General features: G+C 68.6%; 22 protein-coding genes and 1 other RNA gene. 4 read left to right on the plus strand and 19 right to left on the minus strand.

Translation table 11 applies throughout. The features are described 5' to 3' along the window. Positions 1–91: 91 nt before the first annotated feature. Entirely contained in the window at positions 92–607 is a 516-nt protein-coding gene (locus tag ACWGKS_RS10065) for an NADPH-dependent FMN reductase (RefSeq protein WP_358503232.1), read from the minus strand. 636 nt (positions 608–1243) lie between these two features. Between ACWGKS_RS10065 and nagA the strand changes: the two genes are divergently transcribed. The 3 genes from nagA to ACWGKS_RS10080 all read left to right on the plus strand — a co-directional run bounded on the left by nagA (position 1244) and on the right by ACWGKS_RS10080 (position 3430). Continuing rightward, entirely contained in the window at positions 1244–2377 is a 1134-nt protein-coding gene (gene nagA, locus ACWGKS_RS10070; RefSeq protein WP_358503234.1) for an N-acetylglucosamine-6-phosphate deacetylase, read from the plus strand. A gap of 102 nt (positions 2378–2479) precedes the next feature. Beyond that, complete coding sequence (locus tag ACWGKS_RS10075) at positions 2480–2788, plus strand: hypothetical protein (RefSeq protein WP_358503237.1); 309 nt, start codon at positions 2480–2482, stop codon at positions 2786–2788. Positions 2789–2923: 135 nt separating this feature from the next. After that, a complete protein-coding gene (locus ACWGKS_RS10080) occupies positions 2924–3430 on the plus strand; it encodes an SRPBCC family protein (protein WP_358503239.1) in 507 nt (168 codons plus the stop codon). A gap of 166 nt (positions 3431–3596) precedes the next feature. On the opposite strand, the gene ACWGKS_RS10085 is transcribed toward ACWGKS_RS10080, so the two are convergent. The 3 genes from ACWGKS_RS10085 to ACWGKS_RS10095 all read right to left on the minus strand — a co-directional run bounded on the left by ACWGKS_RS10085 (position 3597) and on the right by ACWGKS_RS10095 (position 5911). Next, entirely contained in the window at positions 3597–4313 is a 717-nt protein-coding gene (locus ACWGKS_RS10085) for a DUF2812 domain-containing protein (protein WP_358503242.1), read from the minus strand. After that, positions 4310–4642, minus strand: a complete 333-nt coding sequence (locus ACWGKS_RS10090) for a PadR family transcriptional regulator (RefSeq protein ID WP_452455267.1) — start codon at positions 4640–4642, stop codon at positions 4310–4312. The genes ACWGKS_RS10085 and ACWGKS_RS10090 overlap by 4 nt, the downstream gene beginning before the upstream one ends. Positions 4643–4708: 66 nt before the next feature. Then, entirely contained in the window at positions 4709–5911 is a 1203-nt protein-coding gene (locus ACWGKS_RS10095; protein ID WP_358503248.1) for an MFS transporter, read from the minus strand. A gap of 46 nt (positions 5912–5957) precedes the next feature. On the opposite strand from ACWGKS_RS10095, the gene ACWGKS_RS10100 reads away from it, so the two are divergent. Continuing rightward, complete coding sequence (locus ACWGKS_RS10100; RefSeq protein ID WP_358503252.1) at positions 5958–6950, plus strand: ArsR/SmtB family transcription factor; 993 nt, start codon at positions 5958–5960, stop codon at positions 6948–6950. A 264-nt stretch (positions 6951–7214) separates the two neighbouring features. Here ACWGKS_RS10100 and ssrA read toward each other — a convergent pair. The 15 genes from ssrA to ACWGKS_RS10175 all read right to left on the minus strand — a co-directional run bounded on the left by ssrA (position 7215) and on the right by ACWGKS_RS10175 (position 26558). Beyond that, positions 7215–7586: a transfer-messenger RNA gene (gene ssrA, locus ACWGKS_RS10105) on the minus strand. A 366-nt stretch (positions 7587–7952) separates the two neighbouring features. Next, entirely contained in the window at positions 7953–9905 is a 1953-nt protein-coding gene (locus ACWGKS_RS10110) for a penicillin-binding transpeptidase domain-containing protein (RefSeq protein WP_358503255.1), read from the minus strand. A gap of 38 nt (positions 9906–9943) precedes the next feature. After that, on the minus strand, positions 9944–10408 hold the full coding sequence (gene smpB, locus ACWGKS_RS10115; RefSeq protein WP_067601371.1) for an SsrA-binding protein SmpB: 465 nt from the start codon (positions 10406–10408) through the stop codon (positions 9944–9946). Between the two features lie 81 nt (positions 10409–10489). Further along, positions 10490–11401: a permease-like cell division protein FtsX gene (ftsX, locus tag ACWGKS_RS10120; protein WP_358503258.1), complete on the minus strand. Its 912-nt coding sequence runs from the start codon at positions 11399–11401 to the stop codon at positions 10490–10492. Positions 11402–11489: 88 nt separating this feature from the next. Beyond that, on the minus strand, positions 11490–12179 hold the full coding sequence (ftsE, locus tag ACWGKS_RS10125) for a cell division ATP-binding protein FtsE (protein ID WP_067601365.1): 690 nt from the start codon (positions 12177–12179) through the stop codon (positions 11490–11492). A gap of 373 nt (positions 12180–12552) precedes the next feature. Beyond that, on the minus strand, positions 12553–13665 hold the full coding sequence (prfB, locus tag ACWGKS_RS10130) for a peptide chain release factor 2 (RefSeq protein WP_358503261.1): 1113 nt from the start codon (positions 13663–13665) through the stop codon (positions 12553–12555). Between the two features lie 93 nt (positions 13666–13758). Next, positions 13759–18633, minus strand: a complete 4875-nt coding sequence (locus ACWGKS_RS10135) for an NAD-glutamate dehydrogenase (protein WP_358503263.1) — start codon at positions 18631–18633, stop codon at positions 13759–13761. Positions 18634–19091: 458 nt separating this feature from the next. Then, complete coding sequence (locus tag ACWGKS_RS10140) at positions 19092–19787, minus strand: HAD family hydrolase (protein ID WP_452455266.1); 696 nt, start codon at positions 19785–19787, stop codon at positions 19092–19094. 128 nt (positions 19788–19915) lie between these two features. Further along, positions 19916–20374 carry a DUF6912 family protein gene (locus ACWGKS_RS10145; RefSeq protein WP_358503266.1) on the minus strand — a complete coding sequence of 153 codons (459 nt, stop codon included), beginning with the start codon at positions 20372–20374 and terminating at the stop codon, positions 19916–19918. A 79-nt stretch (positions 20375–20453) separates the two neighbouring features. After that, a complete protein-coding gene (locus ACWGKS_RS10150) occupies positions 20454–21113 on the minus strand; it encodes an HAD family hydrolase (protein ID WP_358503269.1) in 660 nt (219 codons plus the stop codon). Between the two features lie 320 nt (positions 21114–21433). Next, on the minus strand, positions 21434–23107 hold the full coding sequence (locus tag ACWGKS_RS10155) for a glycoside hydrolase family 3 protein (protein ID WP_358503272.1): 1674 nt from the start codon (positions 23105–23107) through the stop codon (positions 21434–21436). 132 nt (positions 23108–23239) lie between these two features. Continuing rightward, entirely contained in the window at positions 23240–23746 is a 507-nt protein-coding gene (locus ACWGKS_RS10160; RefSeq protein WP_358503275.1) for a PTS sugar transporter subunit IIA, read from the minus strand. A 142-nt stretch (positions 23747–23888) separates the two neighbouring features. Beyond that, on the minus strand, positions 23889–24125 hold the full coding sequence (locus ACWGKS_RS10165; RefSeq protein ID WP_067607352.1) for a glucose PTS transporter subunit EIIB: 237 nt from the start codon (positions 24123–24125) through the stop codon (positions 23889–23891). Between the two features lie 154 nt (positions 24126–24279). Further along, positions 24280–25776, minus strand: coding sequence for a PTS transporter subunit EIIC (locus ACWGKS_RS10170; protein ID WP_358503278.1), 1497 nt, complete (start codon positions 25774–25776; stop codon positions 24280–24282). A gap of 44 nt (positions 25777–25820) precedes the next feature. Next, entirely contained in the window at positions 25821–26558 is a 738-nt protein-coding gene (locus tag ACWGKS_RS10175; protein ID WP_358503281.1) for a GntR family transcriptional regulator, read from the minus strand. Positions 26559–26711: the final 153 nt, after the last annotated feature.

Genomic DNA, 26711 nt, shown 5'->3' on the forward strand with positions numbered 1-26711 from the left:
CGCCCCTACCACCCCCGGCCGGTGACCGGAGCCGGTGACCGGACGGCCGAGGACCCCGCCACGGACGGCGGGGCCCTCATCGCTTCGTCGCTCAGGCGGCGACGGAGACGGCCTGACGCAGACCGGGCGCGGCCACGTCGGCCCAGGCCCGAACGACGCTCTCCGGCTCGCCGGTCTCGTCGCTGGACAGGATCAGACCGGGCTCGGCGACCCAGGCGCCGAGGTCGGCCAGGAGGACGCGAAGGTCCTCCTCGATGCCGTGGCTGTTGCGCAGGTCCTCGACGACGGCGAGCGGGATGGCGACGGTGTGGCCCAGACCCAGCTCGGGCAGGCGGTCCAGGAAGACCTTGAGCAGGCCGGTGTAGGTGCCGTGCACCTGCGGCGAGGCGACGAGTAGCACGTCACCGGCACCGACCTTCTCCAGCGCCTCGGAGACCGCGGCGGAGGAGTCGTCGAGCAGGTCGGCACCGAGGTCGGCCAGGTCGATGACATCGGGCGTGGTGGTCACGCCGGCGCGGACGGCGACCTCGGTGGCGGCGCGCAGCGCGGCGGAGCGGACGGAGGAATGGGAACGGGGTGCGGCGACGAGCACGGTGAAGCGAGTCATGCGGAGAACTCCTGGGTTCGGTCTGAGCGAGCCGGGATCGACCGGAAGGGAACGCGGGGGGCGGTGATCGGAAGCGGGACACCGGAGTAGAACCGTGTTCCTCGCGAGTCGGCGCGCGGCGCGGGACCTGGTGGTCCGGCGTCGGGGTTCGCGTCCGCATCGCGTGGGAGTGCTCATTCGGACCGTGAAGATCCGTGGACCCATGGAGTGGGAGCCGAGCGTCCGGTGTCTGCGTAGGGGCACGAGGGCACGGGATACACCCGTGGCGCGGGGCACGGGCCCCGCAAGGCGCTAGCTACGACAGAGCGCGCTCGCCTGCTGTCGAAGGTCGACGTGCAGGCGCTGGACAAGCAGCTCACCGGCGGACATGTCTCCATCATGAGGCGAGTCGGCCACTATCGTCAATGCGTGCCGGTGCCTCTCCCGAGGGGACGCCGGGCCCCACTGGTACCGGTCCACCTCTCGGACGCTCGTCCCAGAATGCGGGATCACCCTGCGTTCCCTGGGAAGACGTCGCCTGGAGAAGGTGCGCACGACCCCCTGAAAACCTCGCGGTCACACGAATGTAATTTACGACACACAGCGCCCGTCGCACCCGTCGCGGCGGGACCCGCAGCAGGAGGAGAAGCCCCACCCATGGCCCACGTACCCCTGACCCTCACCGGCGCGCGCGTAGTGACGGCCCACGGCACCCACGACGGCTGGGTCCGGATCGAGAACGGTCGGGTGGCCGAGCTCGGCACCGGCGACCCCGGTCCGGGCGAGCACCACGACCTCGGTGGGCGACTGGTCGCCCCGGGACTGGTCGACACCCACATCCACGGCGGAGCGGGACACGCCTTCCCCGAGGCCGACCCGGAGGGCGCGCGCGAGATCGTCGCCTTCAACCGACGGTCGGGGGTGACCTCCGTGGTGGGCGGGTTGGTCGCGGCCTCGCCCGAGGAGACACTCCGTCAGGTCTCGGCGTTGGCCGAGTCGTGTGAGGAGGGCACACTGGCCGGGATCTACCTGGAGGGGCCGTTCATCGCGAAGTCGCGGTGCGGCGCCCACGACCCGGACCTGCTGCGCGACCCGGACACCGCGGAGCTCGACGCCTGGGTCAAGGCGGGGCGTGGGCACGTCCGGATGATCACGGTGGCCCCGGAACTGCCGGGCGCCCTGGAGTTGATCCGCGCCGCGGTGTCATCGGGCGTGGTGGCGGCCGTGGGGCACACCGAGGCCACCTACGAGCAGACCCTCGCCGCGATCGACGCGGGGGCGACCGTGGCCACGCACGTCTACAACGCGATGCGGCCGCTCAACCACCGTGACCCGGGGCCGATCGCGGCGGTGCTCGGCGACGAGCGGGTGACGGTGGAGCTGATCCTGGACAACGTGCACGTCCACCCGGGGGCGGCGCGTCTGGTCTTCGACGCCGCCGGGCCGGAACGGGTGTCGCTGGTGACCGACGCGATGTCGGCGACCGGCCTGGGCGACGGCGAGTACACCCTGGGCGATCTTCGGGTCCGGGTTCAGGACGGCGAGGCACGCCTCGTCGAGAACGGGGCGATCGCCTCCAGCACCATCGTGCTGCCGCAGGCGGTGCGCAACACGGTCGCGGTGGGGGTGCCGGTCGAGGAGGCGGTGCGTTCGGCCTCCTCGGTGCCGGCGGCCGCCTTGGGCCTGGGCGAGGTCGGGCGGGTCGAGATCGGCGGCCACGCCGACCTGCTGGTGCTCAATGAGGACCTTTCGGTCGCGGACGTGATGTATCGGGGCAGGTGGGTCGGCTAACGGCGTGTCGTGAGCACGGTACGGATGAGTAACTTGTCTCTGAGCGACAATTGTCAACAGGGCATCGAGGAATGCGCCGTGCTCGTCACGAAAGGATCCGTCATGGCCCAGTCGAGACAGGTGAACGACCAGGAGCCGACCCAAGCGCCCTCCGAAGAGCGAGAGCACCTCGGCAAGCTCGCCGGTGAACTGTCCCGTTACGAAGTCCGTGCGGAAGTGGTGGAGGAGTCGGGGTTGTGCCTACGCGTCGACAACCCGGAGTCCGTCCACGCGGTCGAGGACGTGATCTGTGAGCGCCGGGAACACGACTACGCGTTCATCGCATCGTTCGGGGTCCACCTGGGCAACAGCGGCAGCCTGTCGCTCACGGCCCACAAGATCGCGTGGCTGGTGGGGGCCACCAAGGAGTGATGGACCCGGATCCGACGGGGGCGTTACCGAGCGGTGGCGCCCCCGTCGGATCCACCCGAGGAACTTCCGGCGGAGCTCCCCACCCAAGGGAGTTGGTACCTTCGCCCAAGGAACCCCGGACGAAGAGGATGCCCCGTGAGCGCCTTCCGCTACGAGCTCGAACCCGTCGACGAGAGCTACTTCGAATCCGCCCCGATGCGCTGGCGGGTCGGGCTGGAACTGGCCGCCGGGCCCGACGAGGTCTGGGCCGAGCTCACCTCACCCCGGCCACTGTCCTGGTGCCGGGCGCTGGGAGACGTGCACCACACCACCGAGCCGCCCTATGGTGTGGGCACCATCCGCGAGGCCCGGGTCCTCGGCGCCTACCGGATGCGCGAGCACTTCTTCCGCTGGGACGAGGCCGAACGCCGCAAGTCCTTCTACGCCACCGAGGGCACGCTCCCGCTGTTCGGCTCGTTCGCCGAGGACTACCACGTGCTGCCGTTCGCCGGCGGCAGCAAGCTCGTGTGGTCCTTCGCGTTCACCCCGTGGCAGGGACTGGACAGCGCCCTGCAGTTGGGGCGTCCCCTGACCGAGAGCATGCTCGCCTCCCTGGTCAAGGACACCCGCGCCCACTTCGGCCCCCTCACCGAGGTGCGCTGACCCGAGGAGAGCGCTCACCCCCGGCCCTTCCTACCCCGGACCAGGACCCCGGCGGTCACGGCGAGAGGGTCGCCGACCGGTGACTCCAACATCGAAGCCCTTGCCGGTCACACGGATCGTTATCGTCTACGGGTCCGCGGCGTTGACACGCCACGGGTGGTCACGGTCAGCGGTTACGCAGTCTGGCGAACAGCCAGAACACACCCAGTACCGCTCCCATGCCGACGAGCGCACCGACCCCGGCTCCGGCCAACGTGGCGATCCGGTCGGCGGTGTCCCCCTCCCACAGGGTTCCGCCCAGATCGAACAGGGAGATCGCCAGGACCACCAGGGCGACCGCGATCAGCAGCAGGCCGGGCGGGCTCCAGAAGAACCGCTTACGGCTGGGCTCGGGGCGTTCGTCCAGCTCGGCGGCGGGCCCGACCAGTGCGGCCCGGGACCGTTTGAAGTAGGCGAAGGTGAAGTAGTGTCCGGCGATCTCCCAGCCCTCCGGAGCCAGGTTCTCGGTCAGGCGCTTCCGTTCACGGCGTCCGGGGGCGATCTCCTGGCGATATTCCCAGACCTGCGGGTCCTCACCACGGTGGCTGACGAACCGGCCGTACCGATCCACCCGTTCGACCTCCCAACCCTGGGCGCCCATCTCGTTGAGCCGCTCGGTGGCCGCGAAGGAGTCCGCCGCCCACACCAGGCTCTCGGGATCGGGCTCGGGGCCCTCCTCGCCCACCAGGTCGTCGGCGAACGCTCTCACCGGACCGAACTCCCGCGCCGGGTCCAGGTCGCCGTCGGCCAGGAACGCGGCGAGGTCGTCGATGGTGCTCTTGAGACGTTGCTCGGGGACCCCACGGGCCCGTAGCAGTGTCGCCAACTCGTCGAGGTAGCTCATCGGACCCCGCCCTTCCTCAGAACCTCGCGTACCGATGCGTCGAACTCCAACCAGGCGGCGCCCTGATCCGCCAGGACCTCACGGCCCTGGTCCGTCAGGTGGTAGTAGCGCCGTCCGGGTCCCTTCTCCGCCGCGCGGAACTCCGCGTCGACCAGCCCCGCCTCCTCCAACCGGTTGAGCACCGGGTAGAGGGTGCCTCCCTTGATCCGGCCGAAGCCGGCGTCGTCCAAGCTCGCGGCCAAGGCGTAGCCGTAGCTCTCGCCGTCGGTCAGTGCGGCCAGCACGAGGAGGTCGAGCACCCCCTTCAGCCAGCTCGATCGTCGATCCATTCATCACCCTTGGAACTAGGTCCGGTATCTACCTAGACGGTAAAGCAACCTAGTTAGGATCGCAACCTAGATAGCCGTACGGACTTCCCTGGAGCGAAAGAACCGGCGGCCGAACAACGCCACCGACAGCACGCCGCCCGCCCCCGCCATGGCCACCACCAGGTGCGTCGGTAGGAACTCCGCGACCGCCCCGGCCAGCGCGAACCCCACCCCCTGGGTGATCATCAGCCCGGCCGAACCCAGCGCGAACACGCGCCCGCGCAGCTCCTGTGGGGTCTCCGCCAACAGCAGCGCGTCCAGCGCCAACGTGTAACCCCAGCCCAAAGCGCCCAGCCCCAGAACGGCCACCGCGAACGCCGGACCCGGGTCCAAGACGAAGAACATCATCGGCAGGAAGGACACGAAGGCCAACGGCAGCATCCACCTGCGGCGCGCCTCGGCCGTGAGCAACGACCCGGCGGCGAGCTCACCCACGACCGTCCCCACCGGCCCCGCGGTCAACAACAGCGCCACCAACATCGGGCCGCCGCCCATGCCCGCCGCCAACGGCGCCGCCAACGCCTCCGGCCACACGAACAGCGCCGCCGGCACCCAGCTCAACAGGAAGACCGCGCGCAGCCGCGGCAACCGCAACGCGTCGCGCACCCCTCCCAGCGAGGAGGCGACCAACCCACCCGAACCCCCGCGCCCGGGGCGGTATTCGGTGCCGACCGCCACCAACAGGGCGGACCCGATCATCAACCCCGCCGCGACCAACAGCGCGGTCGTGGGCGAGGCGACCAACATCAGGGCGCCACCGAACGAGAACCCGCTGATCTGAGCGGTCTGCGCCGCGATCCGCAGCAGTGAACGCCCCAGGGGAAACCCCTCCCCGCCCAGCACGTCCGCCAGGGCGGCCGAACGCGCCCCCGAGTACACCGGGGCGATCGTCCCGCTCACCACCAACAACGCCAACATCACCGGCACCGGCGTCCCGGGGACCGCCATGCACGCCATCACCGCGCCGCTGATCAGCTGCGTCCCCACCATCACCCGCCTGAGCGGAAACCGGTCGGCCACCGACGACAACAACGAGGCGCCCAACAAATGCGGCAGGAATCCCAACGCGAACGCCAACGAGGACAGCAGCGGCGATCCCGTCCGGTCGAAGATCAGGACGGACAGGGTGATCTGCACCGCGACCAGCGCGAGGATCGACAGGATCTCCGCGACGAACAGGGCGCGGAACTCGGGCACGGCGAGCACCCGACGGAAAGAGGTCTGCGACATGCGCCCAGCCTCCGCCCGATGAACGGGCCCCTCAACGGATTCGGGTATGTTCGAATCCATGCCGGGACAGGTGGTCTTCGAACACGAGGACCTGCTGCGTTGCAGGTTCGCCGTCTCTCCGCTCTGGGAGACCCTGGCCGCCCTGCACACCCTCTTCGAACCCCACCGTCAGAGCTTCCACCTGCCGTGGGTCCGCGCCGCCCGGCTCCCCGACCACGTCGACCTGTCCCCGGCACGTCTGCTCTTCCCTCGCCCCGGTTACGTGCCGGACTTCCTGAGTCCTCCCCCGGCCGGTCCGCTCACCTCCTTCGAGGATGGACTCATCCAGGTCAGGTCCACCCCGACCGACCGGGTGGCGAGCGAACTGCGCGCCTGCCTGTTGGACCCCCGCCGCGGGCTGCCCGCGAGCATGACCGACCCGCTGTTGGCCGACCCCGGGGCCACCCGGGACACGCTGGCCGATCTCTTGGCCACCTGTTGGGAGCACCTGGTCCGGCCCTACTGGCCACGTCTGCGCGCCCTCTTGGACGCGGACCTGTCCCTGCGGGCCCACACTCTGGCCCGGAACGGATTGGCCGCCCTCATGACCGACCTGGACGGGCGGCTCACCTGGGACGGCCACACTCTCCACGTGGCGGGGCCGTCCGCCGCCGAACGGCTGCGTCTGGGCAACCGCGGGCTGCTGCTGATGCCGAGCGCCTTCGTTTGGCCCGAGCTGATCCTCATCAGTGAGGAGCCGTGGCAGCCCACCCTGATCTACCCGGTGCGGGGAGTGGGTGAGCTGTGGTCACCCGGAGAACGTTCCTCCGAGGCGTTGTCGGCGGTCCTGGGACGCACCCGCGCTCGGATCCTGACCCACCTGATCGTCCCCGAGACCACCCGGAACCTGGCCGCGCGCCTGGGGTTGGCTCCGGCCACGGTGTCGGTCAACCTTTCCGCCCTACGCGACGCGGGCCTGTTGGAGTCCTGGCGCGCCGGCCGCGAGGTGTTCTACGCCAGGTCTCCCCTGGGCATCGCCCTCGCCGCTCAGGACCCCTGAACGCGAAAAAGCCCCCGGACCACGCCGAAGCGCGGCCCAAGGGCCGGAAGGTCCCGAAAACGACGAAGGACGACCCGGCGAGCGCGTTCACGCGCGAGCACGATCGTCCCACCTTCTCGTCACAACAGAACCCCCCACCCACCACACCGATCAAAACGACCCAGGCCATCAGGGGGTACCTCGGGGGGCCGGGGGGTCTCCCCCCGAAAACGACGAAGGACGACCCGGCGAGCGCGTTCACGCGCGAGCAGGGTCGTCCTGAGTCCGTGGAGGTGGCGGGAATCGAACCCGCGTCCTTCAGCAACGAGCCAGGGCTTCTCCGGGTGCAGTCTGTGGTGTCGTTCTACTCGGCCCCAGCGCTTGCACAGACACATCGCTGACAGGCCCAGCCACGTGAGTGTCCCGCTCAGGCCCCGTGGCCTGATCTGAGCGGTGAGTCATCTAAATGGTGCCGGATCCCGAGCCGATGACGAGCCCGGACCGACAGAGTCACAATCGCTTAGGCAGCGAGAGCGAACTCAGTGCGCTTAGAATTGGCACTTGAATTTATGCGAATGCAGGATTAACGAGGTCACAAACACAACCCTCGACCCGCTTCCCCTGGAACGACTACCGAAGTCGAAACCGATCACCCCCTGTGAAGTTGTCAAAGCCGACGTGGATCCCGTCTGCACGGGTTCGGTGTCGACCGACATGCGAGCGGCGAACCACTCGCGTGTTCGTCACTCTACCGGGTCAACGTTCGGGGGGCCAAGCTGATTCCCGGCTCGGGGACCTACTCAGGAAGAAACCCCCGTGAGGCGGACTCAAGATCTGGTCGACGCGACTCACGGGGGCGGTCGGCAGGGTCTGGCCGACCTTTGGAACCGGCAGGGTCTCCCCCGAGACGAGATCCTGCCTCATCGAACTGGTCCGCTACCCCCTGATGCGGTCCCAGTTACCCATGAAGACGCCGCCGGAGCGCCCGTGGGTTGCTCCGGCGGCGGCCTCTTTTTTTCCGTGCTACTCGGTCGGACCGGTGTCGGACTCCGGCATGACCTCGGCGAGCGGCTGGTCGTCGGTCAGCGGCTGCTGCTGGCCTTCGGCGGCGTTGCCCGCGAGGAAACTCGTGGCGGCGGTGACGGCGTACTGCTGCCACATCGTCATCTCCGGTTCGACCTCGGCGAGAACGGCGAAGGCGACGTCGCCCCGATAGCCGACGAACCAGTGCAGGGCGGTGTCGTCCTGTTCGGCCCGGGCGGCCTGCCCGTACACGGGCTCCTCACCCACGCCGACCTCGGGGAAGCGGTTGACGACGGCGTCGCGCATGCCTTCGCGGATCACTTCGAGGTGGGCCTCGTTCAGCTCACCGGCGCCGGCCGGGGCCGGCCCCTCCTCGGGGACGAGGGTCGGGGAGTTCCAAGTGCCGTCGGCGATCGCGCCGGCGGCCAGGGCCATGGCGAGCGGACTCACCTGGACCCCGTGCTCACCGACCATGGCGGCGGCCACATCGGCCTCGTCATCGTTGATGTCCACGACCCCGGAGTCGGCCGGCAGGGACAGCTGCCAGTCGGCACCCAGTCCCAGGGCGGCGGCGGACTCGGTGATCTGGTCGCCGCCCACATCCGAGGCGATGTCGACGAAGCCGACGTTGCACAGGAAGGACAGGTTGCGGCTCAGGTCGGGCTCCCCGGCGAGGAAACCGCTGCTGGGGTTGGTGAAGGTCCGGTCACCGATTTCGGACTGGTAGCCGCAGGGCATCGGGCTGCCCGGGCTGACGGCACCGGAGTCCAGGGCCGCCAGCGAGGACACCAGGGTGAAGGCTCCCCCGGGCGGGTAGCTCCCGGTGAACGCTCCATCGTCGGCGGCCTGGCCGGAGGCGTTGGCCGCGGCGAGCACGTCTCCGGTGCCGGTGTCGACGGCCACGAGGTAGCCGTCTCCCGGCAGGTTCTCCAGGGCGCCTTCCGCGGCGTTCTGGAGTTCGAGGTCCAGGGTGGTCTGCACCCCGCTGCTGCGCACACCGTCCCATGATTCCAGGACGGCGGTCTGTCGTCCGTCCTCGCCGAGGGTGACCACCTGCGTGGTGGCGGTCCCGGCGAGTTCGTGCTGGAAGATGTTCTGCAGGCCGCTCAGACCGACGGTGTCCCCGGCCTGGTAGGCGCCGGCGACACGGGAGGACACCCGGTGCTCGGCGGTTCCCGCGACATCGCCGAGGAGGAACGGCGCCACCCGCGGCGACAGGTTGATCTCGACCTCTTCGGTCTGCACCCCGGAGATCTTCCCCGCCTCCTCCAACAAGGTGCCATCGACGCTGCCGCCACGCATCAGCACCAGCGGCTGGAACTGCTCGGGCGGGGCGGAGCGCACCCGGTTGAGCAGCGGGTCCGGGTCCTCGTCGAGGAGTTCGGCGAGTTCGGTGACCCCGGCCTCCTTGTCGTCCATCTCCGCGGGGAGGACGCCGAAGGCGGTGACGCTGTCGGATGAGACGAGGGGTTCACCCTCCCGGTCCAGGATCTGGCCGCGATCCTCGATCTCGTAGCTGACGGCGAGTCGCTCGCCGTCCTGGAGTTCGGGGTGGATGACGCCGGGCGACCAGTCGATCCGCCAGCCCTCGGGACCGTCCGTCAACGGCATGCTGCCGGTGTAGGTCCACACCGGGTCGCCGATGCCGAGGTCGGCGGAGGCCTCGAACTCCGCTACGGCCTGGTCACCGTCCTGGGTGATGCCGCCCAGGTTGAACCGGACCGAGGCCAGGTCGAGTTGGTCGTGTACGTCGGCGAGCGCCGCCTCCACCTCGGCCGGGTCACCGGTGGTGAACCTCGCGGCGTCGGCGTGGTTCCCGTCCTGCCAGGAGAGCAGGAAGGACCTGACGGCCACCTCCGGGCTGGGGTGGGTCGTGCAGGCCGCGAGGGTCAGGGCGACGACCAGGCCGCTGCTTGCGGCCGCGATCTTGCGGCCGAGGGGACGGGGGGACACCTTGTGTGTTCCTTTCAGGCGCCTCAACGAAGAATCCGCTACCGCCGACGGCGAAGCGCGCGTTCCATGTCGCGCTTGGCCTCACGTTCGGCGAGGGCGTGGCGCTTGTCGTATTCACGCTTACCGCGGGCCAGAGCGATCTCGACCTTGGCCCTACCGTCACTGAAGTACAGGGACAGCGGAACCAGGGTGCGCCCGGGCTCCCGGGTCTTACCGATCAGCCGGGAGATCTGCTCGCGGTGCAGGAGTAGTTTACGTGATCTGCGGGCGGAGTGGTTGGTCCAGGTCCCTTGGGAGTACTCCGGGATGTGCACGCCCTCCAGCCACACCTCACCATCGTGGATGTGCGCGAAGCCGTCCACCAACGAGGCCCGTCCCTCTCTGAGGGACTTGACCTCGGTCCCGGTGAGGACAAGGCCCGCCTCGTAGGTGTCGTCGATGTGGTAGTCGTGCCGCGCCCTACGGTTCTGGGCGATCATCTTGTGCCCGGTTTCCTTGGCCACGGATGGATCCCTTCATCAGTCCGGGGGGCCAGTGGCCCCCCGGTGTTCCGCGCCCGCCGGTCCCTTCCGACGGTGGTGCCGTCAGACCTTCAGGTAGCGGCGCAGGGTGAGGAACGAGGTCACGGTGCACAGGAGCACACCGAGGACCATCGAAACGCCGATGACGGACAGCAGCGATGTCGTGCCCAAGGCCACATCGAACTGGAACCACTCCTCGATCTGGGTGAGCAGCGTGAACCTGGTGGTCACGATGAACCCGGACGCGATCACACCACCGATGAAACCGGCGATGGCTCCTTCGAGGAGGAAGGGCAGCTGGATGTAGAAGTTCGACGCACCGACCAGACGCATGATGCCGGTCTCCCGACGACGACTGTAGGCCGACAGCCGGATGGTGTTGCCGATCAGCAGCGCGGCGGCGGCCAACTGCACGCCCGCGACCACCAGGGCGGCCCACTTGAGACCGTCGAGCAGACCGAAGAACTGCTCCAGGACGCGCTGGTCGTTGGAGACGGAGTCGACGCCGTCGGCCCCGTCCACGGCCGCGCGCACCGCGTCGTAGTGGTTCGGGTCGGTGAGCTGCACCCGGTAGTTGTCCGGGATGTCACCTTCCTGGGCGGCCTCGGCGAGGGCCTCGTTGGAGGAGCCGATGCGCTCCTGGAAGTCCTGCCAGGCCTCGGCCTCGGTCAGGTACCGAAAGCTTTCGACCTCGTTGAGCGATTCAAGCTGCTGCTCAAGGGCCTCACGGTCGCCCTCGCCCGCGGCGCCGTTCTCCTGACAGGTCGAGGTCGGCGAGATGTCGTTGCACATGTAGATGGTCAGCGTGATCCGCTGGTCCCAGTAGTTGCGCATCTCGGCGACCTGTTGGTTGACCAGCAGACCGGCACCGAACAAGGTGAGAGAGATGGCCACCGTCGTGATGACGGCGATGGTCATCGTCAGGTTGCGACGCAGGCCGATCCACGTCTCGGAGAGAACGAATTGTGCTCGCATGATCTGTTAAAGGTCCATCCTTCGGGGCTTCGCCATGCCGGTGGTCTCGGGGTCGCCGACCGAGGCCCGGCGACGAACGTACCAGGGCTCAGTACGCCTGGCCGTAGACGCCACTCATCTGGTCGCGCACTACCAAGCCCTCTTCAAGCTCGATCACACGCTTGCGCATGGAGTCGACGATGGCGGCGTCGTGCGTCGCCATGACGACGGTCGTTCCCGTGCGGTTGATTCGGTCCAGCACCTTCATGATGCCGATGGAGGTCGCCGGGTCGATGTTTCCGGTGGGCTCGTCGGCCAGCAGGATCTGCGGGCGGTTGACGAACGCGCGGGCGATGGCCACACGCTGCTGCTCACCACCGGAGAGCTCACCCGGCATGCGACCGGCCTTGCCTTCGAGGCCGACGAGTTCGACGACCTCCGGCACGACCTTCTTGATGAACCGCCGTGGCTTACCGATGACCTCCAGGGCGAAGGCGACGTTCTCGAAGACGTTCTTGTTCGGCAGCAGGCGGAAATCCTGGAAGACACAGCCGATACGGCGGCGCAGGTGCGGGACCTTCCAGTTGGACAGTCGCGCCAGGTCCTTGCCCGCGACGTGCACGCGGCCCTTGTCGGGCCTCTCTTCCTTCAGCACCAAGCGCAGGAAGGTCGACTTACCCGAGCCGGATGGTCCGACCAGGAAGACGAACTCGCCCTTGTCCACGTCGATGGAAACACCGTCGAGCGCGGGACGCTTCTGAGTCGGGTACTGCTTGGTGACGTTATCGAAGTGGATCACAGGCGCATCACAAGGCTCTCGAAGGTATGGGCACCCGGCGGAGGTGCTCCGCGCGGGATCGTACCGGCCGCATGGCCACCGACAGTTTAGAGGGGACAGGGGCCCGGATTGTCCAGGTCCCGTCTCGCCCAAGCGATCTGTGGAGATCAGCGCACTATCGGACAACAGCCACGAGCATATCGGAGGTGTCAACCGATGATAACGTTCACATATAGCAGTTTCGGTAAAACTGCGGCGTCGTGGTCATCACCTTTGGGACACGTCACCCCGGACCCGCCGAATTCGGCGACCCGGGGTGATCGACCAACGACCGTGCGCGTCCCCGCCCTGGTGGCGGAGGAACACCGGTCGGTGTTCGGGGCTCGTCTCGCCCCTACTCCTGCTTCTCCTGGTTGCGCATCCAGCGGATCTCCGCGTCGATGAAGGCGTCGATCTCGCCGTCGAGCACCGCCGACGGGTTGCCGGTCTCCATACCGGTGCGCACGTCCTTGACGTTCTGGTACGGGTGCAGGACGTAGTTGCGCATCTGGGTGCCCCAGCTGCTCACCGAGTCACCGCGGATCTCGTCCAGGGCCGCCTGCTCCTCCTGGCGCTTGCGGGCCAAGAGCTTGGCCTGGAGCATCGTCATCGCGGTCGCCTTGTTCTGGAGCTGGGAACGCTCGTTCTGACAGGAGACCACGATGCCGGTCGGCTGGTGGGTGATGCGCACCGCCGAGTCGGTCGTGTTGACGCCCTGACCACCGGGACCGCTGGAACGGTACACGTCCACGCGCAGCTCGGTCTCGTCGATCTCGATGTGGTCGCTCTTCTCCACCATCGGAACCACGTCCACACCCGCGAACGAGGTCTGGCGCCGGTTCTGGTTGTCGAAGGGCGAGATCCGCACCAGGCGGTGGGTTCCGTGCTCCCCGCGCAACGTGCCATAGGCGAAGGAGGCCTTGACCGCGAACGAGGTGGACTTGATGCCCGCCTCCTCCGCGTAGGAGGTCTCGTAGACCTCCGTGGGATAGCCGTGACGCTCCGCCCAACGCAGGTACATGCGCTGGAGCATCTGCGCCCAGTCGGCCGCGTCGACACCACCCGCTTGGGAGTTGATGGTGACGATGGCCTCGCTCTCGTCGTGCGGGCCGTTGAGGAGCGTACGCACCTCTAGTTCGCCGATCTCCTTACGGAGTTGCTCTAGTTCGCGGTCCGCCTCGGCGCGGGTGTCGGGGTCGTCCTCGGCCTCGGCGAGCTCGTAGAGCACTCCGAGGTCCTCCAGACGCTGCCCGATGCCGTTGACCTTGTTGACCATGGACTCCAGTGTCGAGAGTCGACGCGTCACCTTCTGCGCGTTGTCCTGGTCCGACCACAGTTCGGGGTCGGCGGACTGCTCGCGCAGTTCGGCGATCTGCGTCTGCATCGCCTCCAGGTCCAACACGGCGGTCACACTCGCCAGGGTCGCCGCGAGTTCCTTGATCTTCTCTGCCGGGTCCAGTTCTGCCACGCACCCAGTGTAGGACCCAACAAAGGGGCGGGCCCCACACCTGACGGTGCGGGGCCCGCTCGGGACACTCCATGTGCCCCCACTCCGGTTGCCCTAGACCACCAGGGAACGGATGGAGCGCAGGGCCACGGACAGGGTGGCCAGGTCGAAGCGCTCGTTCTCCTGGATCTCGGACAGGGTGATCCCGGACCGCTGCACGGCGCCCTCGTTGGCCTTCGTCCAGTCGGCGATGAGCTCACCGGCGGACGTGGAGTCGCCGGACTCCAGGACCCGCGCGGTCAGGTCGGCGTGCGCGGCGTACAGGTCGTCGCGCAGGGCGCCTCGGGCCATGGTCGCCCAGCGGTCGTCGCGCGGCAGGTCGATGATCCGCTCACGCCACCAGCTGAGGTTGAACCGGTCGGCCAGCTCGAAGTAGAGCGCGGCCACCTCGCCCACCGGACGTCCGGTGCGGTGCGCGATCTCCACCAGGTCCAGCGTGGAGTAGGCGGGCACCATGACCGCGATGCGCTCGGCGAGCCCGGTGGGCACCCCCCGGGCGACGTACCGGTCGCGACGTTCCTCGAACGCCTCCCGGTCACGGCCCCGCAGCAGGTCGACCAGCTGCGGCAGCACCTCGCCCACACCATCGGCGAAGAAGCCGATCTCGGTGCTGATGTCGAACGGGAAACTGCGGTTGCGCAGCAGCCACCGGGTGGAACGCTCGGCGAGCTTGCGGGCCTCCAGCAACAGGACGAGCTGGTTGTCCACGGCGATCTCGTGGTCGAGGTCCTCCAGCTCACCCCACAGCTTCCGCAGTCCCAGGACCTCCTGGGTCACCAGGTAGGCCCTGGCGATGTCGGCGGCGCTGGAACCCAGCTCCTCGTTGAGACGGAACGCGTAGGTGATACCGGACCGGTTGACCAACTGGTTGGTCACCTGGTTGACGATGATCTCCTTGCGCAGCGGGTGCGCGGCCACCTCGTCGGCGAAGGCCCGCACGCGCAGCGGCTTCGGGAAGTAGTCCGTCAGGGTCGGCGCCAGGTAGGGGTCGTCGGCCAGGTCCGACAGCGCGATCTGCTCCTTGAGGCTCATCTTGGTGTAGGAGAGCAGCGTGGCGAACTCGGGACTGGTCAGCCCCTTGCCGGCGGCGCGGCGCTCGGCGATGGCCTTGTCGGAGGGCAGGTCCTCCAGCTTGCGCTTGAGGACCTTGGTGCGCTCCAGGTGACGCATGTAGCGACCGTGGACGTGCAGCATCTCGTAGCTCTGCTTGCGCGCGGCGGCCAGCACCGTGTTCTGGGCGTAGTTGTTGTCCAGGACCAGCGAGGCGACCTCGTCGGTCATGTCGATGAACAGCCGGTCGCGTTCGTCCTTGTCCAGCTCGCCCGCCCGCACCTCGCGGTCGAGCATGATCTTGATGTTGACCTCGTGGTCCGAGGTGTCCACACCGGCGGAGTTGTCGATGAAGTCGGCGTTGAGTCGGCCGCCGTTGCGGGCGTACTCGATCCGGGCCGGCTGGGTCATGCCCAGGTTGCCGCCCTCGCCGACCACCTTCACCCGAAGGTCGGCCCCGTTCACGCGCACGGGGTCGTTGGCCTTGTCACCGACCTCCGCGTGGCTCTGGGAGCTCGCCTTGACGTAGGTGCCGATGCCGCCGTTCCACAGCAGGTCCACCGGTGAGGTCAGGACGCGCTGGATGAGCTCGTCCGGGGTGAGTTCGGTGACGTCCTCGTCGATGCCCAGGACCTCGCGGACCTGCGGGGTGATCGGCACGGACTTGGCCGAGCGCGGGTGCACGCCGCCGCCCTCGGAGATCAGGTCCGTGGAGTAGTCCGCCCAGGTGCTGCGCGGCAGCTCGTACAGGCGCTCCCGCTCCACCCAGGAGGTGTGCGGGTCGGGGGCGGGGTCCAGGAAGACGTGCCGGTGGTCGAAGGCCGCCACGAGCTTGGTCCGCTTCGACAACAGCATGCCGTTGCCGAACACGTCACCGGACATGTCCCCGATGCCGACGGCGGTGAAGGGCTGTTCCTGGACGTTCACGCCCAGCTCACGGAAGTGGTACTTGACCGATTCCCAGCCACCGCGGGCGGTGATGCCCATGCCCTTGTGGTCGTAGCCCACCGAGCCGCCGCTGGCGAAGGCGTCGCCGAGCCAGAAGCCGCGCTCGGCGGAGATGCCGTTGGCGATGTCGGAGAAGGACGCGGTGCCCTTGTCGGCGGCCACCACCAGGTAGGAGTCCTCACCGTCGTGCCGGACGGTGCGGTCGGGGTGGACGAGCCGACCGTCGACGAGGTTGTCGGTGATGTCCAGCAGGGCGCTGATGAACTGCTTGTAGCAGGAGACGACCTCGGCCATCACCGCTTCACGACCGCCGCCCGAGGGCAGGCGCTTGCAGACGAACCCGCCCTTGGCGCCGGCGGGCACGATGATGGAGTTCTTCACCATCTGGGCCTTGACCAGGCCCAGGACCTCGGTGCGGAAGTCCTCGAAGCGGTCGGACCAGCGCAGGCCGCCGCGTGCGACGGTGCCGAAGCGCAGGTGGACGCCCTCCACGCGCGGCGAGTAGACGTACATCTCCAGCCGGGGCCGCGGCTGGGGCAGGTCCGGGATCTGCTGCGGGTTGAGCTTGAACACCAGCCGTTCCTCGGAACCGTGCTGGTAGTGGTTGGTGCGCAGGGTGGCCCGCATGACGGCGAGGAACGAACGCAGGATGCGGTCGTGGTCCAGGCTTGCCACACCCTCCAGTTCGGACTCGATCTTGGCGACCAACGTGCCGGCGCGTTCCTCGCGCCCCTCGTCGGGCAGGTCCGGGTCGAAGCGGGCCTCGAAGAGCTCCATCAGGAGGTTGGTGACCCCGGCGTTGGCGACGAGGACGTCGGCCAGGTAGTCGGGGGTGAAGGTGGATCCGGTCTGACGCAGGTACTTGCCGTAGGCCCGCAGGACTGTGAGCTGACGCCAGTCCAACCCGGCCCGGACGACCAGGGCGTTGATGCGGTCGGACTCGGCCCGGTCGCGCCAGGAGGCGTCGAACGCCTCCTCGAAGAGGACCCTCATCCGCTCGGGCGGCAGGTCCGACGCGGGGAACTCCCCGAGTCCGAAGTCGTAGATCCAGATCCTGCCCACGCCCTCCACTTCGAGGGAGTAGGGACGTTCGTCCACCACCTCGACGCCGAGGTGTTCCAGGACCGGAAGGACGCGGGAGAGCGAGAGGGGCTCGTCCAGGCGGACCAGACGGAACCGCCAGGCGGTGTCGTTCGTCTCGTCGTCCCGGTAGAGCGCGACGGAGAACTCACCGCTGCGCTCATCGGAGGGGAAGCGTTTCAGGAGGTCTTCGACGCGCTCGATGTCCTTGGCCGCGGTGACCGGGGTGTTGTCGACCTTGTAGGCCTCGGTGAGGCCGGCGCCGTAACGCTCCTTGAAGCCGGTGGCGCGGGTGGGACCGAACTCGTCCACGAGTGCGTCGTCGAAGTCGACGTCCCAGGACCTGGCGGCCTCGCGGACCTTCTCCTCCAGGGCGACCTGGTCGATGTCTGCGAGGGTGCGCCCGTGTTCGGCTCGGGCCACCAGGTACAGGCGCGCCAGTGGCGCGGCACCGATCATCACGTGGTGGTCCATCGTGGCGCCTTGGAAGGCCTCGGTGAGCACTTCCTGGATGTCCAGACGCACGCGGGTGCTGTACTGGTCGCGCGGCATGTACACGAAGCAGGACATGTAGCGGCCACCGTAGGGGTCGCGGCGCATGAACAGCTTGGTGCCGCGGCGCTCGCGCAGGCGCAGGACGCCCCGGACGATGCTGTAGAGCTCGCCGACCGGAATCTGCAGGAGTTCCTCGCGGGGGAAGGTCTCCAACAGCTCGATGAGGTCCTTGCCGTTGTAGCTCTCGGCGTCGAACCCGGCCTGGGACAGCACCTCGGCCCGCTTGCGACGCAGGATGGGGATCTCCCCGATGCCCGTGTTGTCGGCCTGGGAGGTGAACAGTCCGAGGAAGCGGCGCTCACCGACGATGTTGCCCTGGGCGTCGAACTTCTTGACGCCGATGTAGTCGAGGTACTTGGGGCGGTGGACGGTGGCGCGCGAGTTGGCCTTGGTCAGGACCAGGACGTAGGGCTCGCGGGCCTTGGCCCGGATCTCCGGCGGCAGGGCCGCGAATCCGGTGGAGGCCGGCGGGTCCATGCGCAGGATGCCCAGGCCGGTGCCGGGTTCCGGACGCAGGGAGTCGTCCCCGTTCTCGTCGGTGACCAGGGCGTACTCGCGGTACCCCATGAAGGTGAAGTGACGGCTTTCGAGCCAACGCAGGAAGTCGACGCTCTCGCCGACCTCGCGCGGGTCGACGCCTCCAGCGACCAAGGGGTCGGGGTCGGCGGAGATCTCGTCCGCGATCCGGCGGATCCGGTCACTCATCTTGTCGGCGTCCTCGTCCACTTGGCGGACGTCGCCGAGGACGGTCTCCAGGCGGGAGGTGATCTCCTTGACCCGCTCGGGATCGCTCTGCCGATCGATCTCGACGTGCATCCAGGACTCGTCGACGGGCAGCAGGCCGTCGCCGCCGATCTCCGGGTCGATCTCGATCAGGTGGCCGGAGAGGTCGCGCCCGACGGTCATCTGGGGGTGGATGACGGCGCGCACGCCCGCACCGAGGTCGGCGAGGGCCATGGTCACCGACGAGACGATGAAGGGCGCGTTGTCGGTGATCACCTCGACGACGCTGGACTGCTGTTCCCACCCGTCCCGTTCGAGGTCCGGGGTGTAGACGCGGACCTTGCCGCGCCCGGGGGTGCGCTCGGTGCCGAAGGAACGGTGCGCCTCGGCGGCGCCGCAGATCTGTTCGGGGGAACGGTCGCCGATCTCTTCGGGATCCGTGTGGCGGTAGTAGAGGGGAAGGAAACGGCGGATCGCGTCGGCGGCCTCGGGGCTCAGGCGAGCCCCCGGTTTCCACCGAGAGGCCGCGTCGTTGAGCAACTTCTGGAGAATGACGTCGGATTGCCCGGACATAGGGATCTCACTCCTTTGTGAGCGGCGTCGGACGAGCGTCGCGAAGGACAGCGGGTCATGTGACGTGTCGGCCGGTCGGCCGGCCGAACCGTCGGATCCGTGAACTTCTGTGGTCGACTGTGAGTTTCCGTGAACCCCTTGGGGCACAAGGGAACCGAAGTCGGCGTGGTCGGGTCCGTACCTGTGCGCACAGGTGACGTGAAGCGAGGTGGGGAACACCGTTGTTCCCACCTCTGGGGCACCCCGAGAGCGGGGGCCCGGCCCCCACCGTAGCGGGGACCCCGACCAGGCTACTGGTTTCGATCCCCGAGAACAGAACCGACACCGATACACGGTGATCGGTGTTGATGTGGACGGAATCGCGATGGTTCACACCAGTACACAAAGGGAACACGCCCTTCTCGCCGACGACGCTCGCTGTCGTTACGGAGACGTTACCGCCCCTCAGGGCGATGTATCTAACTCGTGGTGGCCTGGTGGACCGCGGTCATCACGGCCCGGGGGTCGCTCAGGTCGGGCAGGATGATCTGCGCCCCGGCATCCCGCAGCTGTCCCTCGGTGGAGGAGTCGCTGAGGACTCCGATAGGGGTCGCCCCACCGATCAGCGCGGCCCGCACGTCCGGGACGGAACCGGCGATGAACACCGTCTCCTCCTCCGTGTAGGCCCGTCCGCCCTCGCCCGAGGCGTGGAGTCGGATGGACTGGATCAGGCTCGCCTTGGGGTAGTTGACCGACCCGAACCCGCCCACGGCCAGGTTGAGGTAGGTGTCCAGACCGAAGGCCACCAGTTTGGCCGTGGCGTTGGCCCGGGTGCTGCCGCTGACCACCGTCTGGACGGTGTCGGGCATGGACGCCACCGCGGCCAACGACGCCGATGCGCCGGGCAGGGCACGCCCCTTGGCCAACAGTTGGTCGCCACGGGAGGCGAAGGAGGTCTCCAACGCGGCCAGGAAGTCGGCCAACGTCTCGGTGTCGGCTTCGAAGTCGACGTAGTTGCGGGCGCAGAACTCGAAGAACATCTCCGAGTCGGTGCGGCCCGCTGCCGACGTCAGGTAGACCAGCGGTTCACCGGTGACCTTCTCGAAGGCCTCCGCGTAGGCGACCCGCATGACCTGACCGACGTCGAGGAGGGTGAGGTCGATGTTCCATAGCACCAGGCGGCTGATGGCTTACTCCTCGGCGTTCGGGGTTTCGGGACGCCACCCATTGTGCCGGATGGCCTCATAAGGGGGGAATCGGCGTCCGAGTCCGGCCAGAGCCGCCCCGTATTCGACACCGAGCGTCAGCCGCGGAAGTCCTCGACCACGTAGCGGATCTCCTGGACGGCGAACCACAGCAGTTCGTGGTCGTCGGCGGCGCCGGACCCGGGGTCCTCCACCGCCTTGGCGACGTCCGCGACGGCTCGCTCGTCGTCCACGTGCGCCGCCTTCAACCTCTTGTAGGGGATGCTCGCCCGAACACCCACCCGCGCGACGCCGTCGCCGTGCCGGGCCTGGTGTTCGACGATGTGGTCGGGCATCTCTGCGGTCAGGACCACGCGTCGGCGCGGGGCCCGCGGGTCGGCGGCCAGCAGCCGCAGCGACTCCTCCGCGGCCGCGTACATGGCCTCGTACTCGGCCTCCTCGGGGTCACCGCCGGGCCCCGGTTCGGCCGTGAAGGCGGTCAGGGGCTCGGCCTCCAGGCGGCCCTCGTCGAGGAGGGCGGCCAGTGCGGGGACGGTGCTGGGCAGGAAGACGTACATCGAGGCTCCAGGGCGCGATCGGGTTCACTACGAGTTTCCCAAAGAACCCGAGGTGACCGGACCCGCGCCCCGTCGTGGATCAGACCGGTTGGCGTTGGTGGTCGCCCTCCGGGACCAGGAAGCGGGTCAGCGCCGCACGGGTGCTGTCCACGTCCGTGTGCAGGATGCCGGTCATTCCGAGGGACTCGGCGGTGGTGACGTTGTGTTCGAGGTCGTCGATGAAGACGCACTCCTCGGGCGCGAGTCCCAACCGTTCACAGGTGTGCAGGTAGATGCGCTCCTCGGGCTTGCGCATGCCCACCTCACCGGAGATGACGACGGTGTCGAAGGTGGCGGTGAAGCGCTCACGCGGGTAGCCGTTGCCCCAGGAGTTGGACAACAGCGCCGTGGCGTGCCCGCCGGTCCGGGCCGACCGGAGCGTTTCGTACATGCCGTGGACCGGGTCGAAGCGGGAGAACATCCGGTGGATGAGTCCCTCGGCCTCGACCGGGCCACCGTGGGTGGAGCGCAGCAGCGCGGCCAGGTCCCGTTCGAACTCGGCGGTGTCGATCTCGCCGCGTTCCAGGGCGTGCACGGGGTTGTCGGCCAGGCTGCCGTCGAAGTAGGGCCGGGTGACCTCGTAGTAGTGGTCGACGTCGATCGCGTCGTCCTGGAGCCAGCCCCGGATTCCGTCGATCAGTGGCGGAGTGAGCACGCCGCCCCAGTCGGAGATGACCCCTCGTCGGGTGGTGCGGTTCATCCGATCGCCTCCTCAGGTGAGCCGTAGGAACCACCCGCCCGGCTCCTCGAAGGCCGAGGAGTCGGGCGGGGAACCGTTCTTCCCGTTCCCCGCCCGACTCAACCTCGCGAACCGAACGACTCACCCCCGAAGGTTCCACCGCTGACCCAGGTCCGGTTCAGTGAACCACGGGGGGTTACCCGTTCGGGCGCCGTCAGGGTTCTGGAGGTGCCGGCGGTGGGATAGCACGCTTTTCCGCTATCCCACCAAGGCGCCGAAGGTTCCTGACTCCCAGGCGCCCGAACACGCCAAAGCGAAGCGGAGGCGCTAAAAAACACCGCCTAGTAACCGAGACCCGTGCCGGATTCCACGTCCGCGCCGGGGATGTCCACCGGCAGCGCACCCGAAGGTTCGACCTCTCCGGCGATGACCCTGGCGGCGGCCGTTCGGGAGACCTCCACCGCCGAATACAGGGCGAGGTAGCCCTCGACCTCGGGAATGACCTCCAGGTCGTAGGGGCCGCCCTGGGACACGGCCACGACCGGTGTGCCCGCGCCCTGCGCCGAAGAGACCAGGCCCTGTTGCTCGGTGGAGCCGCGGGCGCCCTCGGTACCCACCACGAGCACGTCCTCGCCGCTGTCCACGACCTCCAGGCCCGTGTCGGACAGGGCCGGGGCCAGGCTTTCGGAACCCACCCCCGCCACCCGCACCTTGGTGCCCCGTGCGAGGGGCAGGAGGTCGTTCTCGTTCCGCACCAGGGTCACCGAGGCCTCGGCCACCCGACGGGCGGCCTCGGCGTGCTCGGGGTCCTCCATGACCGCGGTGGCCGCGGCCGGGTCGATCGGATCGGCCTCCAGGATTCCGCGCTTCTCCTTGAGCGTCAGCACCCGCAGCACCGACTCGTCGACGCGTTCCTCGCTCAGCCGACCGCTCTCCACGGCCTCGCGAATCGCGGAGAGCGCGGCGCTCGGGTCCGGCGGCATCAGGAGTTGGTCCACACCCGCCTCGATCACGCGAACCGCGACCTCCCCGTCGTCGTGACGCTGACGCACGCCCTCCATGTTGAGGGCGTCGGTGGTGACCACACCGTCGTAGCCGAGTTCCTCCCGCAGGATCCCGTCGATGATCGACGGTGAGATCGTCGCGGGATCGGGGTCCTCGGAACCGTCCAGCTGCGGCATGAGCACGTGGGCGGTCATGATCGAGTCCACCCCCGCCTCCACCGCGGCCCGGAACGGCGGCAGGTGCTCGGCCTCCCACTGGTCCCGGGGCAGGTCGATGACGGGCAGACCGGTGTGGCTGTCCACGTCGGTGTCGCCGTGCCCGGGGAAGTGTTTGGCCACCGGCACCACACCGCTCTCGGCGTAGGCGCCGGCCTCGGCCAGCACCATCTCGGCGACCTTGTCCGGGTCGGAACCGAACGAACGGTTGCCGATCACCGGGTTGTTCGGGTCGGTGTTGACGTCGGCGTCCGGGGCGTAGTTGAGGTTGATGCCCACCGCGGCCAGCTCGGTGGCGGTGGTGGTGGCGCGCAGGGCCGCGAGTTCGGTGTCGCCGGTGGCCCCGACCGCCATCGCGTCGGGGAAGTGCGTGCCCACGGGCATGCGTACGACCCGGCCCTGCTCCTGGTCGATGCCGAGGAACAGGGGAACCCCCTGCCCCTGTTCGGCGGCCAGTTCCTGAACCCCGACGGACAGCTCGGCGATCTGTTCGGCGTCGCTCAGGTTCGCGTCGAAGTAGATGAGCCCGCCGGGGTTGTAGGACTCGATGAGCGTGGCGTTCTCCGCGGCCGTGGTGCCCTGGGCGGTGAGGACCATCAGCTGGCCGATCTTCTCGTCCAGGTCCATTCCGGCCAGGAGTTCGGGTGCAAGGACCGGCTCGAAGGGCTCGGCCGAGGCTTCCGGTGACTGTTCGTTCTCTCCGGGCGAGGTTCCCACCTCCTCGGGTGTCGTGGTGCAGGCGGTCATCATCAGGGCGAGGCCTGCGCAGACCGGGGCCAGGGCGTGCGGTTTCATGTGGGGTGTCATCTCCGGCGGTTCGCTTGGTGCGGCCGGAGAATACCCTGTCGGGTTCGGTGGGCGGGGTCACCCCGCCGGTGGCTCGGTTATGGCCTCGGCTCCGTCGAGGGCGTTCGGGTGGTCGGGTGTTCAGGGCCGGACCGGGTCCGGGGTCCACGCGAAGAGCTCGTCGCCGGCGGTGACGGCGCCACTCGCGTGCCCGCTCAGGGCGTCGCTGCCGGCGTCGAGTGCCACCACCGGGACCACGGAGGGTCTGCCCAGGGAGGCGACCAGCCCCGGCGACCACTCGATCACCGGAGTGCCCGCCGTGACCTCGGCGCCCTCCGAGACGAGGAGGGTGAACCCCTCCCCCGCGAGTTGCACGGTGTCGATGCCCAGGTGGACCAGGACACCGTGTCTGTCGTCCGGGGCCATGACCACGAAGGCGTGGGGGTGGAGCTTGACCAGGGTCCCGGATATGGGCGCCACCGCCTCCTGCCGGGACTCCTGACCGCCCTCCTGGCCGGGTTCGGGGTGTACGGCCAGCCCGGGGCCGACCATGCTCTGTGAGAAGACCGGGTCGGGCACGGTCTCCAGGGACATCGCCGTTCCGGTGACGGGGGAGAGTACGCGCAGCGCACTGGTGTGGTCTGACATGGGGGAGATCTTCCCTACGGACGCGACTTAATCCAGGATCACATCGACCAAAAGGGCCGAAGGGCCCGCGTTCTCTCCCCCACCCCGTCCCGGAACCCTCCGGCGGTCGCCCCGACGGCCGTTCCGGCACTCTGACCGGGGGTTACTCCAGCAGGTCCTGGATGTCGTCGGTGAGGCTGTCGGCCTCGGGTCCGACGACGACCTGGACGACCCTGCCCGAGACCAGCACCCCGTGCGCGCCGGCGGCCTTCAGGGCCTCCTCCTTCACCAGCCCCGGGTCGGCGACCTCGGTGCGCAATCGGGTGATGCAGGCCTCGATGTCCTCGATGTTGGCGGCTCCGCCCAGCCCGGCGACGATCGCCTCAGCCTTGTCGGCCATGTACCCTCCGCGCTCTGTTCTCGCGTGTCCGACGGACACGTCCACGAATCCCAACCGAGCTTAGAAGGTGATGGACCGCACACGCCAGGGTCGACGCCGACCGGTGCCCGGCGAAGGTCCCGGGGCACCGGTCGACGAGGACGGTCGGCGTGGGTCAGTCGGCGGGGTCCTTGCCGGCCCCGGCGGCCCCGGCGGCCCCTCCGTCCTCCCCCGTTCCACTCGAACCGGCGCGGTTCTCCTCGTCGGCGGCCGAGGTGGTGTGCGCGGCGACGTTCTCCTCCGGTTCGGCCTCCCTGCCCGGGGTGGGGATGTTCAGCTTCTTGATCAGCAGGTAGAAGATCCCGAAGTAGACCAGGAAGTACAGCACCCCGAACAACAGCAGGATCCCCAGACCCTCCGTATTTCCCTTGGTGGCGTTGAGCAACAGGTCGATCAGACCCGCGGAGAAGCCGAAGCCCAGTTGCACGTCCAGCGCGTTCAGCACGGCCATGGAGACACCGGTGAGCACGATGTGCACACCGAACAGCACCGGGGCCACGAAGATGAACGCGAACTCCACCGGTTCGGTGATGCCCGTGGCGAACGCGGTCAGCGCGGCCGGGATCATGATCGAACCGATCTGGGCCCGGCGGGCCGGGGACGCCGCCAACCACATGGCCAAGGCGGCACCCGGAAGACCGAACATCAACACGGGGAAGAACCCGGACAGCAGGCCGCCGGCGTCGGGGTCCCCGGCGAAGTACCGGGTGATCTCACCGTGGGAGACGCTACCGTCCTCGGCCGTGTAACTGCCCGAGACGAACCAGATGAACGAGTTCACCACGTGGTGCAGGCCCATCGGCAACAGGATGCGGTTGATGATCCCGTAGACGCCGGCACCCAGCGCGCCCGCGCCGATGATGGTCTCACCGAGGTTTTGGATCCACATCCCCACGATCGGCCAGATCAGACCCAGGGCCACACCCATGAGCAGACCGACCAGGGCCGTGACGATGGGCACGAAGCGCCGGCCGCCGAAGAAACCGAGCCAGGTGGGCAGCTTGATCCGGTGGTAGCGCTGCCAGAGCACGGCGGCGAGCAGACCGATGACGATCCCGCCGAGTACGTCGGTGGGGTTCTTGATCGCGTGGTCGATCGCCGGAGCGACCGCGTTGACCGTCTCGGGATCGGTGACGGGTTCCCGGGTGACCGGATCGATCGGGAGCGGATAGGAGGTGACCTGGGAACCGAGGTCGCCCTGGGGCCCGTCGAACGTGGCCATCGTCCAGGTCGCGACCCGGTCGAAGACCAGGTAGCCCACGACCGCGGCCAGCGCGGTGGAACCGTCGGCGCGCTTGGCGAAACCGATCGCCACCCCGATGGCGAAGAGCAGCGGCAGCGCCTGGAAGATGGCGTCACCGGCGGTGCCCACGGCTCCGGAGACCGGGTTCATCCAGGACATGCCCGGCAGTCCGCCCAGACCGTCGGCGCCGAGCAGGTCGTCCTGGCCCAGGCGGAGCAGGATCGCGGCGGCGGGCAGGACCGCGATCGGCATCATCAGGCTGCGGCCGAGCCGTTGGAGGACGGCCAGCGCGGACGAACCGCGCCCACCTCCTCCACCGGTACCACCGGATGGTTTCGGTGAGGTATTGGCTGCTTTCGGGTCCGACATGGCGGGGGGCCTCCCTTGGCGGTGCGCCGATGGGCGCGGGGGTGTCAGTCTCCGTGCCGGCGCGGGTCCAGCCTGGAGTGCAGCTGGTAACGGTCGGCACGGTAGGTGGACAGTGCCAGTTCCACGCACTGTCCCTTGGAGAAGCTGCGGCGCTGCATGATCAGCACCGGGCTTCCAGCGGGCAGACCGAGGAGACGGGAGTCGGCCGAGTCGCAGATCCCGGCCTCGATGGTCTGTTCCCCGGAATCCAACAGGATGTCGAACTCGTTTTCCAGGACCTCGTAGAGGGATCTCTCGGCGAGGTCGTGGTCCTCCAGTCCCGGCACCATCGCGGCCGGGATGTTGGAGCGCTCCACCGCCATGGGTTCGTCGTCGGCGGTGCGCATGCGTTCGATGTGGTGGACGAGGGTGCCGGGTGCGATGTCGAGCATGCGCGCGGTGTGACCGCTGGCCGGGATGACCTGGCGGATGAGCTCACGGGCGCCCGGTTCATAACCGCGCGCCCGCATGTCCTCGCTGTAGGAGGCCAGGACCAGGGACATCTCGATCTTGGGGCGGGCGACGAAGGTGCCCTTGCCGGGAACCCGGTAGATCTTGCCCTCGGCGACCAGGAGGTCGATGGTCTGGCGCACCGTCATCCGGGACAGGCCGTAGTCCACGCTGAGCTCGCGCTCGGAGGGGATCATGTCGTCCACACCCAGCCCCGCCGACGTGATCCGGTCCAGCAGCAGTTCGCGCAGCTGCACGTACTTCGGCATGGGATTGGTGGGATCGATCGACATGGGCGACCTTCTGTTCTGCGGTCGGGGTCGGGGTGGGGACGACCCTAGTGCCGTGTCGGCCGAGGTTCATCCCATCGCGGCGTTCGGCAGGGCGCCTCTCCGCTTTGGCGGAAAACCCACGTGGGAACCACCATGAGGGCTTCCCGCCGCCTT

The organism is Nocardiopsis sp. NPDC055879, assembly GCF_053615935.1.

Excerpts from the sequence above, each read along its gene's own strand:
- ACWGKS_RS10065 (WP_358503232.1), bottom strand. The coding sequence starts at position 607 with ATGACTCGCTTCACCGTGCTCGTCGCCGCACCCCGTTCCCATTCCTCC.
- nagA (WP_358503234.1), top strand. The coding sequence starts at position 1,244 with ATGGCCCACGTACCCCTGACCCTCACCGGCGCGCGCGTAGTGACGGCC.
- ACWGKS_RS10075 (WP_358503237.1), top strand. The coding sequence starts at position 2,480 with ATGGCCCAGTCGAGACAGGTGAACGACCAGGAGCCGACCCAAGCGCCC.
- ACWGKS_RS10085 (WP_358503242.1), bottom strand. The coding sequence starts at position 4,313 with ATGAGCTACCTCGACGAGTTGGCGACACTGCTACGGGCCCGTGGGGTC.
- ACWGKS_RS10090 (WP_452455267.1), bottom strand. The coding sequence starts at position 4,642 with ATGGATCGACGATCGAGCTGGCTGAAGGGGGTGCTCGACCTCCTCGTG.
- ACWGKS_RS10095 (WP_358503248.1), bottom strand. The coding sequence starts at position 5,911 with ATGTCGCAGACCTCTTTCCGTCGGGTGCTCGCCGTGCCCGAGTTCCGC.
- ACWGKS_RS10100 (WP_358503252.1), top strand. The coding sequence starts at position 5,958 with ATGTTCGAATCCATGCCGGGACAGGTGGTCTTCGAACACGAGGACCTG.
- ftsX (WP_358503258.1), bottom strand. The coding sequence starts at position 11,401 with ATGCGAGCACAATTCGTTCTCTCCGAGACGTGGATCGGCCTGCGTCGC.
- ACWGKS_RS10135 (WP_358503263.1), bottom strand. The coding sequence starts at position 18,633 with ATGTCCGGGCAATCCGACGTCATTCTCCAGAAGTTGCTCAACGACGCG.
- ACWGKS_RS10145 (WP_358503266.1), bottom strand. The coding sequence starts at position 20,374 with ATGTACGTCTTCCTGCCCAGCACCGTCCCCGCACTGGCCGCCCTCCTC.
- ACWGKS_RS10150 (WP_358503269.1), bottom strand. The coding sequence starts at position 21,113 with ATGAACCGCACCACCCGACGAGGGGTCATCTCCGACTGGGGCGGCGTG.
- ACWGKS_RS10155 (WP_358503272.1), bottom strand. The coding sequence starts at position 23,107 with ATGAAACCGCACGCCCTGGCCCCGGTCTGCGCAGGCCTCGCCCTGATG.
- ACWGKS_RS10160 (WP_358503275.1), bottom strand. The coding sequence starts at position 23,746 with ATGTCAGACCACACCAGTGCGCTGCGCGTACTCTCCCCCGTCACCGGA.
- ACWGKS_RS10165 (WP_067607352.1), bottom strand. The coding sequence starts at position 24,125 with ATGGCCGACAAGGCTGAGGCGATCGTCGCCGGGCTGGGCGGAGCCGCC.
- ACWGKS_RS10170 (WP_358503278.1), bottom strand. The coding sequence starts at position 25,776 with ATGTCGGACCCGAAAGCAGCCAATACCTCACCGAAACCATCCGGTGGT.
- ACWGKS_RS10175 (WP_358503281.1), bottom strand. The coding sequence starts at position 26,558 with ATGTCGATCGATCCCACCAATCCCATGCCGAAGTACGTGCAGCTGCGC.